Source organism: Mycobacterium sp. Dal123C01 (assembly GCF_052566995.1).
The window spans coordinates 2,564,756-2,579,843 of sequence record NZ_CP199580.1; the positions used below are offsets into that span (position 1 = coordinate 2,564,756).

Genomic DNA, 15,088 nt, shown 5'->3' on the forward strand with positions numbered 1-15,088 from the left:
CGGCTAGCTGGGTCCGCCGTACTGCCACAACAGGACGTTAAATTCGGGCCCGGGTGGCTCACACCACATCGTCCGGCCGTTAGCGTCCTGGGTGGTTGCGTGCAACCCCGAGCACGGTTGACCCGGCGAATGCGGCGCGGCATTGGCAACACCGCCCGCGGCGATGAACGTGATCGGTGAGGCAGCGGTAATGATCGCCAATACGACGTACCGAAGTCTGCTCATGATGGACGTCTCCTCAGCCACACACCGACTTAACCTGACGGTATCCGGGAACGGATCGACTGGCAAAGCCATTGGGGTGTACGCGGGCTAGTCCCCGGGCCCGCCGTACTGCCAGACCAGGCTGTGGTTGCCGGTCATCGTCGGATTGCACCACATCGTCCGGCCGTTGGCGTCCTGGGTAGTGGCGTGCAATGCCGGGCACGGATCACCCGGTGCGGGCGCCTGGCCGTACGCGGTCCCGGCGCCGAATGAGGCGGCAGTAACGGTTACCAACGCGCTGGCCGATATCAGGAACCGAAGTCTGCTCATGATGGACATCTCCTAAGCAGGTGCCAAGACCTCACGCTATCCGGCGAAGAACCTTCGGGCAAAAGTTGTCAACCGCGATCCGCAGCACGCTTGTCTAGAACGGGTTCTAGTGTGTGGAACCATGGGATTTCTCCAACCCGAACTGCCGCAGGTCGACATCGACGAGTGGAGCAAGCTCAGTCGCAGCGAGAAGATCCGGCCGATGGCCCGGCACTGGGCCGAGGTCGGCTTCGGAACGCCGGTGGTGCTGCACCTGTTCTACGTCGGCAAGATTCTGCTGTACGTCCTGTTCGCGTGGCTGCTGGCCGTGCCGACCACCCGCGGGTTGGCGTTCACCCACGTCACGTCGTGGTACTCCGAGCCGATCGTGTTCGAGAAGGTCGTGCTCTACACGATGCTGTTCGAGGTGATCGGGCTCGGCTGCGGCTTTGGTCCGCTGAACAACCGGATCAAGCCGCCGCTGGGCTCGATCCTGTATTGGCTGCGGCCCGACACCATCCGGTTGCCCCCGTGGCCGAAGCGCGTCCCGGCGACCAAGGGCACTGCCCGGACGCTGGTGGATATCGCGCTCTACGCCGCACTGCTGCTGACGACCTTTTTGACGCTATTCGCCGATGGCACCGGCCCCGTACCGGAGCTGGGCACACACGTCGGGTTGATACCCACCTGGCGGATCGTGGTGATCCTGGTGCTTCTCGGAGTGCTGGGCTTGCGCGACAAGGTGATCTTCCTGGCCGCTCGCGGTGAGGTCTATGCGACGTTGGCGGTGACGTTCCTGTTCGGCGGTGTCGACATGATCATCGCCGCCAAACTGGTGTTCCTGGTGATCTGGATGGGTGCCGCGACGTCCAAGCTGAACAAGCACTTTCCGTTCGTGATCTCCACGATGATGTCCAACAATCCACTGTTCCGGCCCCGGGTCATCAAGCGGATGTTCTTCGAGAAGTTCCCCGACGATCTACGGCCCGGACGGCTGTCGCGGCTCTTCGCCCACGTGAGCACCTTCATCGAAATGTGTGTACCCATAGCCCTATTCGTCGCGCACGGCGGATGGTGGACGGCCGTCCCCGCGGCGATCATGGTGATCTTTCACCTCGGCATCCTGACGGCGATCCCGATGGGCGTGCCGCTGGAGTGGAACGTGTTCATGATCTTCGGCGTGCTTTCGCTGTTCGTCGGCCATGCTCATACCCGACTGACCGACCTGAAAAGCCCTGTGCCAGTGGCAATTTTCATCGCTTTCATCGCCGGAATCGTCATCGCGGGCAACCTGTTTCCGCGCAAGATCTCGTTTTTGCCCGGCATGCGGTATTACGCCGGCAACTGGGACACCACGCTGTGGTGCATAAAGGCCTCGGCGGACAAGAAGATCAACCACAACATCGTCTCGATCGCCAGCATGCCCGCGGCCCAGCTGGAGAAGGTGTACGGCAAGGATCGCGCACAGATCCCGATGTATCTCGGATATGCGTTCCGCGCCATGAACACCCACGGCAGGGCGTTGTTCACGCTGGCGCACCGCGCGATGGCCGGTGAGAACGAGGACGACTACGTCATCACCGACGGGGAACGGATCTGCAGCACCGCCATCGGATGGAATTTCGGCGACGGCCACATGCACAACGAACAGCTGATCGCCGCGATGCAGCAGCGCTGCGGCTTCCTGCCCGGTGAAGTGCGGGTCGTGTTACTCGACGCGCAGCCGATCCATAAGCGGACCCAGGCCTACCGGCTGGTGGACGCCGCGACCGGTGAGTTCGAGCACGGCATCGTCAACGTCGCGGACATGGTCACCCGGCAGCCCTGGGCCGACGATGTGCCGGTCCAGGTGCTGTCGGATGTTGGTGAAGAGCCCCAGGCCGAGGCCGAGGCCGAGGAGTAAACCCGCGAACCTAACGCCACTGCGAAATTTCGGATTGAAAATCGCAGTGGCGTTAGATTCGGCGCAAATTAGGCGCCCGCGCGGACTTCCTGGGCGGCGGCGACCATGTTCTGCAGCGACGCCGTCACCTCTTCGGTGTTGCGGGTCTTGAGCCCGCAGTCCGGGTTGACCCACAACCGTTCTGCCGGAACGGCTCGCAACGCGGCACGCAGCGACTCGGCCATCTCGCCCGTGGTCGGTACCCGCGGCGAGTGGATGTCGTAGACACCCGGGCCCACACTGTTGGCGAAGCCGACCGAGTTCAGGTCGTCCAGCACCTCCATGTGCGAGCGCGCCGCCTCGATGGACGTGACGTCCGCATCCAAGTCGGCGATGGCCCCGATGACCTCACCGAACTCCGAGTAGCACAGATGCGTGTGGATCTGCGTCGAGTCGGCGACGCCGGAGGTAGCCAACCGGAACGACCCCACGGCCCAACGCAGGTACTCGTCCTGATCGGCGCGACGCAGCGGCAGCAGCTCACGCAGCGCGGGTTCGTCGACCTGGATGACGGCGATCCCGGCGGTCTGCAGATCGACGGTCTCGTCGCGGATGGCCAGCGCCACCTGGTTGGCGGTGTCGGCCAGCGGCTGATCGTCACGGACAAAGGACCACGCCAGGATCGTGACCGGCCCGGTCAACATGCCCTTCACCGGCTTGCTGGTCAAAGACTGCGCGTAGGTAGCCCATTCGACGGTCATCGGGTGGGTCCGAACGACGTCGCCGTAGAGCACCGGCGGGCGCACGCAGCGGCTGCCATAGGACTGCACCCAGCCGTTCTGGGTGGCGAAGAAGCCCTCCAGCTGCTCGGCGAAGTACTGCACCATGTCGTTGCGCTCCGGCTCACCGTGCACCAGCACGTCGATCCCGAGGTCTTCCTGCAGCTTGATGACGTCGGCGATCTCCTGCTTCATCCTGTTGATGTATTCCGCCTCGTCGATCTCGCCGGCCCGCAACGCAGCGCGCGCCTTACGGATCGCCGTGGTCTGCGGGTAGGAGCCAATCGTTGTGGTCGGCAGCGGCGGCAGGTGCAGCCGCTCGTCCTGGCTGGCGCGACGTTCGGCGGCGTCACCGCGGTGCGTGCCGGACGCGACGATCGAGTCGATGCGAGTCCGGAGCCGGTCGTTGTGCAGCCGCGGGTCGCTCTTGCGAGAGGCCACCGCGGCATTGGACGCGGCGATCTCGTCGGCGACCGCGTCGCGTCCCTCGTGCAGGGCGCGAGCCAGCGTCACCACCTCGGCGACCTTCTCCTGCCCGAACGCCAGCCAGCTGCGCAGCGCGTCGTCCAGGTCGGTCTCCGGCTCCAGCGAGTAGGGCACGTGCAGGGTCGAGCACGACGTCGAGACCGCGACGTTGGCCGCCGAGCCCAGCAGGGTCGCCAGTTTGCCCAGCGCCGCCTCCAGGTCGGTGCGCCAGATGTTGCGTCCGTCGACGACGCCGGCCACCAGCGTCTTGCCGGCCAGCTCGGGCACCGCCGCCACCGCGGTGTCGGCGCCGTAGACGAGGTCGATGCCGATTGCCTCGATGGGTGTGCGGGCCAGCGCCGCCAACGAGTCGCCGGGGTCACCGAAGTAGGTGGCCACGTAGATGGCGGGCCGGTTGGTCACCTTGCCCAGCGCGGTGTAGACCGCCTCGGCCAGTGCGGGCGCGTCGGGGGAGATGTCGGTCACCAGCGCCGGCTCGTCGAGCTGTACCCACTGCGCGCCGTTGTCGGCAAGCAGCGACAGCAGCTCGGCGTAGATCGGCACCAGCTCCTGCAGCCGGTCGATGGGCGCGCCGCCGCCGTTGACGGCCTTGCTCAGCAGCAGGAAGGTGACCGGGCCGACGACGACCGGGCGCGCCGGAATCCCTTGTTCGAGTGCTTCTTTGAGCTCGGAGAGCACCTTGTCCGGGTTCAGCGAAAACTTTGTCGCGGGCTCGATCTCGGGAACGATGTAGTGGTAGTTGGTGTCGAACCACTTGGTCATCTCCAGCGGGGCGACATCTTTGTTCCCGCGCGCCGCGGCGAAGTACCGGTCCAGGTCGTCGGGAACCTGCGCGGCCCGGGCCGGCAGCGCGCCGAGCAAGACGGCGGTGTCGAGCACCTGGTCGTAGTAGGAGAAGGTGTTCACCGGTACCGAGTCCAGGCCGGCGTCGGCCAGGCCCTGCCACATGTCGCGGCGCAAGGTGGCGGCGACGTTTTCGAGTTCCGTTCGGCTGGTGCGTCCGGCCCAGTAACCTTCGGTCGCGCGCTTGAGTTCACGTTTGGGGCCAATGCGCGGAGAGCCGACAACTGTCGCGGTAAATGCTTGAGGGGTCACGATATTTCTCGTCCTTCAGTCGGCGTGGTGGTCACCGCCGGCGGACGTGCAGCCGATCCGGTCGCGGTGCGCACCTGAGCACTAACCGCAACGGCTGCAGCATCACGCCCATTCCTCGAGGCGATGAGCCGCCGGGCGCGGCGCGCCCGGCACAGCTGGCAGGTCTCCGGACTCGCAGGCGCGCACCTGGCGGTGCTCCTAATGGCCGTCGCTTCCCAGTCTCAATCGTTCAGGACCAGTGCTTGCTAAAAACTCTGACGGCGGTCGTTCCTGCATACCGTTGCGGGACAGTCCCGGATTCTCACCGGGTTCCCTCTTACGAAGCGTTACTAACGTTGCTTCGCTCGATGCCGCGCCGCGGGCTGCGGCGCAAGCAGACCAGCTGCGATAACGAGTCTAATCAGCCCGCCAAAGCGTCCACGATCGGGACGTCTCCATTGTTGAATTCGATCGTCCGCCGGACGGTCGAATCGTCGGCCAGCGCGGCGGCGGCGACCAGCGCGACGTCAGCGCGCGAGACGGAACCGTTGCCCTGCGCCAGCACGATCTTGCCGGTCGCCGGTTCCAGGGTGAGCCTGCCGGGACCCAGTACCGTCCACTCCAGCTCGCTGTCTCGCAGGTGGGCGTCCGCGGCGGCTTTGGCCTCCGCGTAGGCGAAGAACGGATCATCCTGCGGCACGCCATGATCGGGGCCCGCGCCGAAGTAGGACACCATGACGAACCGTTTGACGCCCGCCTGGGCGGCGGCGTCGATCACCCGGATCGCGGCGTCACGGTCGACGGCATAGGTCCGCGCCGGCTCGCCACCGCCGGCCCCGGCCGAGAAGACGACCGCGTCGTGCCCGGTCAGCAGATCGGCCAGCGCTTGCGTGTCGAGCTGCTCGATGTCGGATACCACCGGCTTGGCGCCGGTGGCAGCGACGTCGTCGGAGTGTCCGGGATTGCGGAAGACCGAGGTCACCTCGTCGCCACGCTCGGTCAGGATGCGGGACAGCTGCAGCGCGACCTTGCCGTGGCCGCCGAAGACGATGATGTGTGCCATGCCTCCGACGGTAGCGCTGCTACAGCTTGACTTTCCCCATGATCAGGTCGATGAGGGGCTTGCCCGGCGGGTACGCGTTGGTGAGTGACGCCATCGTGTGGCCGTAGTCCACCAGCACCGTGATCCCGTTGACGCCGAACGCCGCGGCGCTGTTGAGGAACGCCATCACGTCACCCATCTGCTCGGGCGTGTGGACCTTGGAGCCAGTCTCTTCGCGGTAGTCCTGGGCGAAGGACAGCCACAGGTCCGCATTGGCCTGGGCCAGCGGGGTATCGGTTGGGCCCGGGCAAATCGCGTTGATGCGAATGCCCTTCTTCAGCAGGGGAAGACCCTGGGTTGCCACGTAGGCGTTGACGATCTTCTTGCTGGTGCCGTAGTGGATGATGCCTTCCGACTCGTGCGCCTCTGACCAGGCCACGGCCGCCGCGTAGTCCGGTGTGGCCAAAAAGTCCGTCAACAGTTCCAGGTCGTTCTCCCAGCCCATGCCGGCGACCGAGGAGATGAAGCAGATCGCCGAGCCGGACGGAAGCTGATTCCTTTCCAGCAACCGGTCGATGAGGTGGCGGTGGCCGATGAAGTTGATCTTCAACAGGTCGGTCGCTCCGTCGGCCACACCGGCGGCCGAGAACAGGGCGTGCACCGGCCCGTCCACCTCGTCGAGCGCGGCGTCGATCGACGCGGGGTCGCGCAGGTCCACGCTGATCGACTTGGCGACGTCAAAGTCCACCGGCGCGTAATCCAGCACGATGACTTCGGCGCCGAGCTCCGCAGCGGACTTGGCCGCCGCCGCGCCCATGCCGGTCGCGCCGCCGACAACGAGCGCGCGCTTGCCGTCGTAGCGCAAACGATCGATGACAGACATGGAAATCCCCTTCTCGATAACTGCTAACCGGGTTCTAATTGCCCAACTGTATGGGTAACAGTTATTTGGTTCAAGACCAGGGCGGATTAATTTAGACGGTCTTACTTGCCGCGAACGGCGGCACCGCGCAAAACGGTGTCACGGGTGTGCACCAGCGCCGCACGTTTCCCGACCTCACGCAGAATGTTCTCCGGTATCCACTGCAGGCCGATCACACACCGCGACAGCATCGCGGTGGAGGGAACATCGATGCGGATCTCGCCGGATCGGATTCCTTCGGAGAGCAGCGATTTCATCTGCCGCAGGCGCGTCGCATACAACCACCCGGGGTTGGGGGTGTTCGGCGGTGACTGTCGCATCCAGGCCAGCTGAATCCGGAATTCGTCGGAGAATTGGTCCAGCGCATTGACATTGATCCAGCTCAACGCGTCCAGCTTCTCGATGGGTGTGGCATTCGCGCGCAGCACGTTGACCCACCCCGCCTCGACCTTGCGCCCGAACGATTCCATGATCGAGGCCAGAAGTTCGTCCTTGGATCCGATCACCCGATAGACGGTGCCGGTGCCCAGACCCGCCGCCGACGCAATGTCGCGGATCGTGGTGACTTCATAGCCCTTGCGGCCGAACTCGGTTCGCGCGACCGCTCGGACGTGGGCCGCCTTGTCACTGGGATCGGCGTCGCTGTCGTCGGCCCACGACTCGATGACATCGTTGGCGGCCGCGAAGGCCTTCGACCGATCCAGCCCGGAATCGGCGGGCGGCCGGGCTGCCAATCCCTGCAACATGATTCGGCACAGCAGCTCGGCCACTTGGTCGGCAGGAGAGTTGTGACGCATGACGTCCAAGCCGACCTGCAGCATCGTCTGACAGATGCGATCGGCCAAGATCGGAAGATCGATATCGGCTTTGATGTAGCCGCTCCACCGTCCGGCGCGCAGCGTTTGCAGCATCGCCTGCTGAATCGCGACCGGCTGCTCGCGGGTCAGTTTCATCAGCTCGGGATCCGCGCTGGGTCCCTCGTAGAAGGACATCTGCAGCGCGGCCCCGTGCCGCACGGCGCAGTTGGCGATCGCCGATCCCAGCTCGATGATCTTCTCGGACGCCGGCCGCGTATCGGCCTCGTCCAATCTGGCTTGGGCGGTTTGCCCGATGCGGTCCAGGTCGTCCTGATAGCGGCGGATCAGCTCGACGAGGATCGCTTCTTTGGATTCGAAATGGTGATACAGGCTTCCGGGGAGGATCCCCGCTGCGTCGGCGATCTCCTGCAACGATGTTCGTAATCCCGAGGAGGCGATCAAAGATGCCGCCGTCTGCAGGATCTCGGTGCGGCGCGTCCCGGAGTCGTCACCGCCGGCCTGACCCAGCCGATCGGCCGTCGCGCGCCTGCCCTTAGCCAAGGCTTCGGCTTTGGCCATAGCTAGCGGTGCACATATCGAGAGGACTGGGACTGGGCGCACCTACGCATTCGTCCTCCTGCCGAACCAAATCTTTGTTAAAGGCTATCAGATTGCCCGATCAGGAACCGGCTCAAATGCGCTGCTAACAGCGGTGCCGGGCCCCATTCTAGGGCCTTAGAGGCCAGGACCGTCCCAATTGTCCACCGCGACCACTTGGTCGAGGGGCCGCCGCACGGCGGGGGAGAAGGTGTGCCCGGACCGCAGCCGGCCCACCGGCAGCAGGGCGCCCTGAACGTAGCTCGGCGGAATCCCGAGCAACTGCCTCACCTCATCTTCGTGGTGTAAGTGCAGGGTCGTCACACAGGTGCCGTATCCGCGGGTGTGCAAGGCCAGCTGAAAGTTCCACACCGCCGGGAAGATCGAGCCGTACAGGGTGGCCAGGTGAAACGACTCGTCGCCGTCGATGCGCGGCAAGTAGGGCTCATAGCAAGGGATTACCAGCAGAGGTACCTTCGCCATGTTCTCGACCAGCCACTCCGTCGACGACATCAGCCGACCCTCCGGCGTACCGGCCGGCAGCATCGCGGCGAGCAGCTGACCACCGACCCGCTTCAGATAGGCGTCGCGGTACAGCTCGGCGATCTTGTTCCGCAGCGTCGGATCGGCGACCACCAGCCAACGCCAGGCCTGTGAGTTCGAGCCGTTGGCCGCCTGCAGGCCGATGCGCAGGCTTTCGCGAATATCTTCGAGGTCCACCGGCGCGTCCAGGTCGAGGGACTTGCGCGCGGAACGGGTGGCGGTCAGCAGGTATTCGACATCCATCGACCCGGTCATCGGGGAGCTCTCTTCGTAAGGCGCGCACCGAGTTCAGTCAGATACCGGTCGGGTCCGCCGAGAAGTGCGCTCCAGCTCAGCAGGCGCTTGAGGTAAAGATGTGCATCGTGCTCCCAGGTGTAGCCGATACCGCCGAATACCTGGATGGCGGTATCGCCCACGGTGGCCAGTCGCCCGGCGAACGCCTTCGCGCGCAGCGCGGCAAGATGGCGTTCGTTAGAAGGAAGGTCGGCGTCCGGGAACGCGTCGGCGGCCCAGAGCGCGTGGATCACGCCGCTGCGGGCCAGTTCGACCGTTTCGTACATGTCGACGCACAAATGCTGGATCGCCTGAAACGATCCGATGACCTGACCGAATTGCTTTCTGACCTTTGCGTATTCGACGGCAAGGTCCATGACGGCCCGCGCGGCGCCGAGCGCGTCGGCGGCGGTGGCGACCAGCACGTCGTCGATGACCGCCGCAACGTCGGCTGGCTCGGCCGTGGCCAGCCGCTGTGCCGCAGTACCGTCGAGCGCGACACTAAACCGTTTGCGGGTCTGATCGATACCGCGCTCGGGCCGCACGGAGATTCCGGGGGAGTCGGTGTTCACCGCGAAAAGCCCGATGCCTTCCGGGTCTTCGGCCAGCACCAGCAGGATGTCGGCCGCCGCGGCATCGGGTACACCGGCGATCTCACCCTGCAGGACGATGTCGTCATCTTGTCCGGTTGCGTCGACGGGAGCATTCTCGAAATCCAAGAAGCCGACGGTGGCGATCGTCGTCCCGTTGGCTATGCCGGCCAAAATCGTTGCAGCACCGGCATTATCGCAGAGTCGGGTCAGCGCGCGTGGCGCGGCGACCGCGGTGGACAACCACGGCCCCGGGTGCAGTGCGGCACCGAGTTCTTCGGCGACGACGCCGGCCTCGACCATCGTCATCCCGGCGCCGCCGTGTTCCTCGGGCACCAACAGCCCGGTGGTGCCGAGGTCGGCCAGGCCGCGCCAGACCGCATCGTCGACGCCGGCCGGGTCGTCGAGCAGTTCGCGCACGTGACCCGAAATCGGTGCTTTCTCAGCAAGAAAGCGCCGCGTGGTGTCGCGCAGCGCGACCTGCTCGTCGGTGAGTTCGAGGTTCATTTGCGCGGCAATCCGAGGACGCGCTGCGCGGTGATGTTCTTGTTGATCTGTGTCGTTCCACCCGCGATGGTCAGCGAGCGTGACGTGAGACGGTAGTTCGCCCACGGGGCGTTCGCGCCGCGAGTACCCAGCACGTCGAAGGCCAGCGCGGCCAAGTCCTGACCGATCTCACCCCACACGGTCTTGGCGAGACTGGCCGATCCGAACGCAGCGCTGTCCGAGCCACCGTGCAGCGTTGCTGAGATCGACCGCTGGCACAGCACCTCGAGATACTTGATCCGCACCGCGATTTCGCCGAGGCGATGCAGCGTCACGGGGTCGTCCAGAGCGTCGCTGTGCGCGGCGATATCGTCCACCAGTTCTTCCAGCCGCACCTGCATTTCGGCGTACAGCCGTGCGGCCCCGGCGCGTTCGTGGCTGAGCGTGGTGGTGGCCACCTGCCAGCCGCCGTTCAACGGTCCGAGCAACGCGTCGGCCGGCACCCGTACGTCGTGCAGGAACACTTCGGCGAAATCGGCGTCGCCGTTGAGTGTGACGAGCGGGCGGACCTCGATGCCGGGCAGCGCCATGTCGACGATCAGGCAGGAGATCCCCTTGTGCTTCGGGGCGTCGGGATCGGTGCGCACATACAGCTGGCACCAGTGCGCCCGATGCCCGAGCGAGGTCCAGATCTTCTGACCGTTGACGACGAAATCGTCGCCGTCTCGCACGGCCCGGGTGCGCAGCGCGGCGAGATCGGATCCCGCTTCGGGCTCCGACATTCCCTGACACCAGATGTCGTCGGCACGCATCATCCGGCGCAGCAGCGTCTTCTTCTGGTCTTCGGTGCCGTACTGCATGATCGCGGGCGCGATGTTGTTCATCCCAATGACGTTGAGCGGCATGGGCGCCCGCGCGCGTGTGGTCTCCTCGGTGTACACCAGTTGTTCGAGAACCGTCGCTCCGCGGCCGCCGTATACGCCGGGCCAGGAGACGGCGGCCCATCCCGCGTCGGACATCGTCCGACTCCAGCCGCGCAGCAGCTCGAACGTCGCATCGTCGCGTCCCGAAGGCCGGCGGGCAGCCACCAGCTCATCGGTCAGGTTCACCGACAGCCACTCACGCAGCTCGGCGCGGAACTGTTCCACTTCCGCTGGGTAGGAGAAGTCCACTTTTCCTTGACTCTGGTCGTAGCTGACTGCGGCTAGGCCGGACTTTACGGTGGAGCATTTTTTTGGTCAATGACGCCCGTCGCGGCTCTGTTCGGGGAATGCGACCTCCGCCCCGCCCGGCATCGCGCTGACACCACGTCGCTCACAGACTTCCAGCACCTCGTCGACGATCGAGCCGGGCACCAGGAATCGCTCCGTGGCTGACATCTGCTCGAGATGTGTCTCGATGTCTTCGGCCCTCGGTTCGCTTTCGGTGTCCGCCAGCCAGCCTTCGCTGAGGCCGACGAACACCCGCGCGTAGCGTCCGGCGGCGGCCGAATAGTTGCGGTGGGTGAACGTGCAGGCGCTGCTCGCGAGAAAGGTCACCAGCGGCACGACGAGTTCGGGCCGGATGGCCTGCATGAAGCCGGATTCGGCGAGGAACTTCTCGTCGCCGACGGTCTCGGTGACCATTCGCGAGAAGCCAGTTGGCATTACGGAATTCGCGAGTATGCCGTGTGCTTCGCCCTCGATCGCGATCACGTTCGTCAACCCCACCAGGCCGGCCTTGGCCGCGGCGTAGTGAGCCTCCATCGGCTGGCCGAAGATGCCGGCGGAGGACGAGATGAACACGAACCTGCCGCCCCCGTTGTTCTTCATCACGCGATACGCGGGCTGAGACAGATAGAACGCGCCGTCGAGATGCACGCGCAGCATCCGGGTCCACTCGTCGACCGAGAGATCTTCAAATGCCACGCTGCCGAAAATTCCCGCGTTGCTGACGACCGAGTCGAGGCGCCCGAATGCACCCACGGCCGCCTCGATGATCGCTTGGCCGCCGGCCGGGCTGTCGACCGAGTCGTAGGAGGCGATCGCCCGGCCGCCCGCTTTGGTGATCTCGTCGACCACGTCGTCGGCGATTTTCGCGTCGGCACCGTCGCCGCGCATCGAGCCGCCGAGGTCGTTGACAACCACCGCGGCCCCGCGCCGGGCCAAATCGAGCGCGTAGAGCCGGCCGAGTCCGCGACCGGCGCCGGTGACGACAGCCACCTGGTCGGTGAAGTCAATCATCATGCGCTCCTGACAAACCGACGGCTGACGTCATTGACTGCCGTGCAGCCGGACTTTACGGTGGAACAGATATTTGGTCAACGATTCGGAGGTTGAGCGTGGGGGACGACGCTCGTACCGAGCGGTCGCAGGCCCTGGGCATGTTCGCCTCCGCGCTGGCGGGCCGGCCGGTAGCGGTCGCCGAGCTGCAACCAGGCGAACCTGCGTGGACGGACGGTCAGACGATCTATGTCGACGCCGCGCGCGCCCATGCACAACTCGAGGCTATTGCCGTACAGGCGTCGATGATCGCGGCCGGCAGCCTGGCCCCCGACGTCGTGGGCCCCTTGGTCCGTCACCCCCGGCTGGCCAAGCGCTACCTGGCGGTGGAAGCTCACCGCGCACTGGTCGCCAACGCGCACGTGCTACCAACGGTTTTGGCGTCGTTGGGCAACCGCGACATCGCGGGTCGCAGCGATTCGCCCGCCGCGTCGCTGGCGATTGCCGCCGGGCGGACAGCGCTCGACGACCCGGCGCCGGAGTTCGGCGTGATTCGTGCGGCCAAGGTGATGGCCGTGTGCGCCCGAGTGGTCAAACACGACGACCAGGCGAACTCCCGGCACGTCCCGCGGGACCGCGGCGCGCGGGAATCGGCGGAGCTCGCGGACCTTGATGATGGCGAGATCGACGACTCCGACGATCCCGACCTGTTCACCAGCCCGGTTGGCGGAGGCGGCTTCATCGGCAAGTGGCTGAAGAAGATGCTGTCTTCGGCGCGTAAGACCGGCAGCGGCGGGGGACCACCCGGTGCGGATGCCCCGACGCATCGGACGAACCGCATTAATTCGGGAATCCGTGGTCACTACGCCGTTTCGTCGCTGGCCTCCACGTCGAGCGAGGACGTCAACGACCACGAGGCCAACACCGCGGCGGACGGCGTGCGGTATCCGGAGTGGGATGTCACTCGCAAGTGCTACCGGCCAGCCTGGTGCACCGTGCGGGAAGTCGAGCCGACGATTAAAGCATCCTCCTTTGGGGCGACCTGGCCACTCGACGACGCCATCGGTGTGCGACGGCCGCTATCGCGACTGGGAATGGGTCTGCACCGTCGCCATCGGCAGTCGCAGGGTGACGACATCGACATCGACGCTGCCGTCGAAGCCCGAGTCGACGTGCGGGCGGGCTCGGTGCCCGACGAGGCGGTGTACCTCGACAGCCTGCGTCGCCGGCGCGACCTGTCGGTGCTGCTCCTTCTCGATGTGTCGGGGTCGGCGGCCGAGCCCGGAACGGTGGGGCGCACGGTGCACGAACAACAACGTGCGGCGGTTGCCAACCTGGCCGTCGCCCTGCACGACCTTGGTGACCGGGTTGCGCTCTACGCCTATTACTCGCAGGGGCGCGCGGCGGTAACCATGGTGCCCGTCAAGCGATTCGACGACCATCTCGATGCCCACATCATCAGGCGGCTGAACAGCCTGGAACCCGGCGCGTACTCCCGCCTCGGTGCGGCCATCCGCCATGGCTCGTCGGTTCTGGAGGCACGGGGCGGCACGTCGCGGCGGCTCCTTGTGGTGCTGTCCGACGGGCTTGCCTACGACCACGGGTACGAACGGGCTTACGGTGCCGCGGATGCGCGCCGCGCGTTGACCGAGGCCCGCCGCCGGGGGACCGGGTGTGTGTGCCTGACCATCGGCGCGGGTACCGACGTGGCATCGCTGCGCCGGGTGTTCGGCAGCACCGCACATGCCACGATCGCACGCCCGGATCAGCTCGCCGGTGTGATCGGACCGCTGTTCCGATCCGCGTTGCGCTCGGCAGAGGTCCGCCGGAGGGTGAGCGCCTGATTGCCCGAATTTCGCGCTGATGCCATGTCCCCGAATGCAGTTGGCGTGCGCGTTCCGGATCTAAAGCCCCTCGTCAGCGCACTTGAAACAAACATCTGTTCCGGTTAGGCTCCAATAACCGCAGTGCTGCGGATGGCAGAAGGGACGTTATGGCCAACGAGTCCGGGATCGCTCGCCGCAATGGCGCGACTCCCGACCCGGAAACGGACGCTGCGCGGGCGCGGCCCTACTATCAGGCGATCGGCGGCGAAGAGGCCATCTTCAAAGCCGCCTACCGTCAGGGTTTGGCGCTCGTCTTGAAGGGGCCGACGGGCTGTGGCAAGACCCGCTTCGTCGAGGCGATGGCCCACGACCTCGGCCGAACGCTGATCACCGTTTCCTGTCACGACGACCTCACCACGGCAGATCTGGTCGGCCGCTATCTGCTGCAGGGTGACGAGACGGTGTGGGTGGACGGCCCATTGACCCGGGCCGTGCGCGAGGGCGCGATCTGTTACCTGGATGAGGTGGTGGAGGCCCGGCAGGACACGACCGTGGTGCTGCATCCACTCGCGGACCACCGGCGGCAGCTGCCGATCGAGCGGCTCGGCATCACGCTGGACGCCGCGCCAGGATTCGGTCTGGTGGTGTCGTATAACCCCGGCTATCAGAGCGTCCTCAAGGACCTCAAGGATTCGACCCGTCAGCGCATGGTCGCTGTCGAATTCGGTTTCCCCGCGGCCGATATCGAAGAAGGCATCGTCGCGCACGAAGCGGGGGTGGACGCTGCCACCGCGGCCGAGCTGGTGCGTTTCGGCCAGGCCATCCGCCGGCTGGAAACCGGCGGACTGCGCGAGGTCGCGTCGACCCGCGTCCTGATCGCGGCGGGCAGGCTGGTCGCCGAGGGCCTGCCCATGCACCAGGCAGCGAAAGCCGCGATCGCCGGGCCGCTCACCGACGACGTGGCAGTGGGTAGGGCGCTGGGCGAGATGGTCGAGGTCTATCTGGGTGGCGGTGGATAGATGTTTGACGCTGCACAGCGCCCCCGCTACCGTCTGAACAAATATTAGGTCAGCGATG

Annotated in this window: 13 protein-coding genes and 1 riboswitch; of the genes, 3 read left to right on the forward strand and 10 right to left on the reverse strand. The window is 65.8% G+C overall.

Annotated features, from left to right (window positions below; translation table 11 throughout):
• Positions 1–3: 3 nt before the first annotated feature.
• A complete protein-coding gene (locus ACTXG5_RS12355; RefSeq protein WP_445163916.1) occupies positions 4–225 on the reverse strand; it encodes a hypothetical protein in 222 nt (73 codons plus the stop codon).
• 87 nt (positions 226–312) lie between these two features.
• Positions 313–534: a hypothetical protein gene (locus tag ACTXG5_RS12360; protein ID WP_445163917.1), complete on the reverse strand. Its 222-nt coding sequence runs from the start codon at positions 532–534 to the stop codon at positions 313–315.
• Positions 535–655: 121 nt separating this feature from the next.
• Here ACTXG5_RS12360 and ACTXG5_RS12365 point away from each other — a divergent pair, with 121 nt between their 5' ends.
• The gene (locus tag ACTXG5_RS12365; protein ID WP_445163918.1) at positions 656–2,416 is read left to right on the forward strand and encodes a DUF3556 domain-containing protein; all 1,761 of its coding nucleotides are present in this window, start codon (positions 656–658) and stop codon (positions 2,414–2,416) included.
• A 68-nt stretch (positions 2,417–2,484) separates the two neighbouring features.
• Here ACTXG5_RS12365 and metE read toward each other — a convergent pair whose 3' ends face one another.
• From metE to ACTXG5_RS12405, 8 genes are all read right to left on the reverse strand, one after another.
• Positions 2,485–4,755, reverse strand: a complete 2,271-nt coding sequence (gene metE, locus ACTXG5_RS12370) for a 5-methyltetrahydropteroyltriglutamate--homocysteine S-methyltransferase (RefSeq protein ID WP_445163919.1) — start codon at positions 4,753–4,755, stop codon at positions 2,485–2,487.
• Between the two features lie 140 nt (positions 4,756–4,895).
• A riboswitch (cobalamin riboswitch) is annotated at positions 4,896–5,133 on the reverse strand.
• A 22-nt stretch (positions 5,134–5,155) separates the two neighbouring features.
• Positions 5,156–5,797 (reverse strand): NAD(P)H-binding protein, encoded by a 642-nt coding sequence (locus ACTXG5_RS12375; protein WP_445163920.1) that lies wholly within the window; start codon positions 5,795–5,797, stop codon positions 5,156–5,158.
• 19 nt (positions 5,798–5,816) lie between these two features.
• A complete protein-coding gene (locus ACTXG5_RS12380; RefSeq protein ID WP_445163921.1) occupies positions 5,817–6,659 on the reverse strand; it encodes an SDR family oxidoreductase in 843 nt (280 codons plus the stop codon).
• Positions 6,660–6,760: 101 nt separating this feature from the next.
• On the reverse strand, positions 6,761–8,074 hold the full coding sequence (locus ACTXG5_RS12385; RefSeq protein WP_445163922.1) for a TetR/AcrR family transcriptional regulator: 1,314 nt from the start codon (positions 8,072–8,074) through the stop codon (positions 6,761–6,763).
• Positions 8,075–8,230: 156 nt separating this feature from the next.
• Entirely contained in the window at positions 8,231–8,878 is a 648-nt protein-coding gene (locus tag ACTXG5_RS12390; protein WP_445164387.1) for a nitroreductase family protein, read from the reverse strand.
• A gap of 8 nt (positions 8,879–8,886) precedes the next feature.
• Positions 8,887–10,005: an acyl-CoA dehydrogenase family protein gene (locus tag ACTXG5_RS12395; RefSeq protein WP_445163923.1), complete on the reverse strand. Its 1,119-nt coding sequence runs from the start codon at positions 10,003–10,005 to the stop codon at positions 8,887–8,889.
• Positions 10,002–11,156 carry an acyl-CoA dehydrogenase family protein gene (locus tag ACTXG5_RS12400; RefSeq protein WP_445163924.1) on the reverse strand — a complete coding sequence of 385 codons (1,155 nt, stop codon included), beginning with the start codon at positions 11,154–11,156 and terminating at the stop codon, positions 10,002–10,004. Before ACTXG5_RS12400 ends, ACTXG5_RS12395 begins: the two co-directional genes overlap by 4 nt.
• 66 nt (positions 11,157–11,222) lie before the next feature.
• Positions 11,223–12,206 carry an SDR family NAD(P)-dependent oxidoreductase gene (locus tag ACTXG5_RS12405; protein WP_445163925.1) on the reverse strand — a complete coding sequence of 328 codons (984 nt, stop codon included), beginning with the start codon at positions 12,204–12,206 and terminating at the stop codon, positions 11,223–11,225.
• 98 nt (positions 12,207–12,304) lie between these two features.
• On the opposite strand from ACTXG5_RS12405, the gene ACTXG5_RS12410 reads away from it, so the two are divergent.
• Positions 12,305–14,029 carry a nitric oxide reductase activation protein NorD gene (locus ACTXG5_RS12410; RefSeq protein ID WP_445163926.1) on the forward strand — a complete coding sequence of 575 codons (1,725 nt, stop codon included), beginning with the start codon at positions 12,305–12,307 and terminating at the stop codon, positions 14,027–14,029.
• A gap of 149 nt (positions 14,030–14,178) precedes the next feature.
• On the forward strand, positions 14,179–15,030 hold the full coding sequence (locus tag ACTXG5_RS12415; RefSeq protein ID WP_445163927.1) for a CbbQ/NirQ/NorQ/GpvN family protein: 852 nt from the start codon (positions 14,179–14,181) through the stop codon (positions 15,028–15,030).
• Positions 15,031–15,088: the final 58 nt, after the last annotated feature.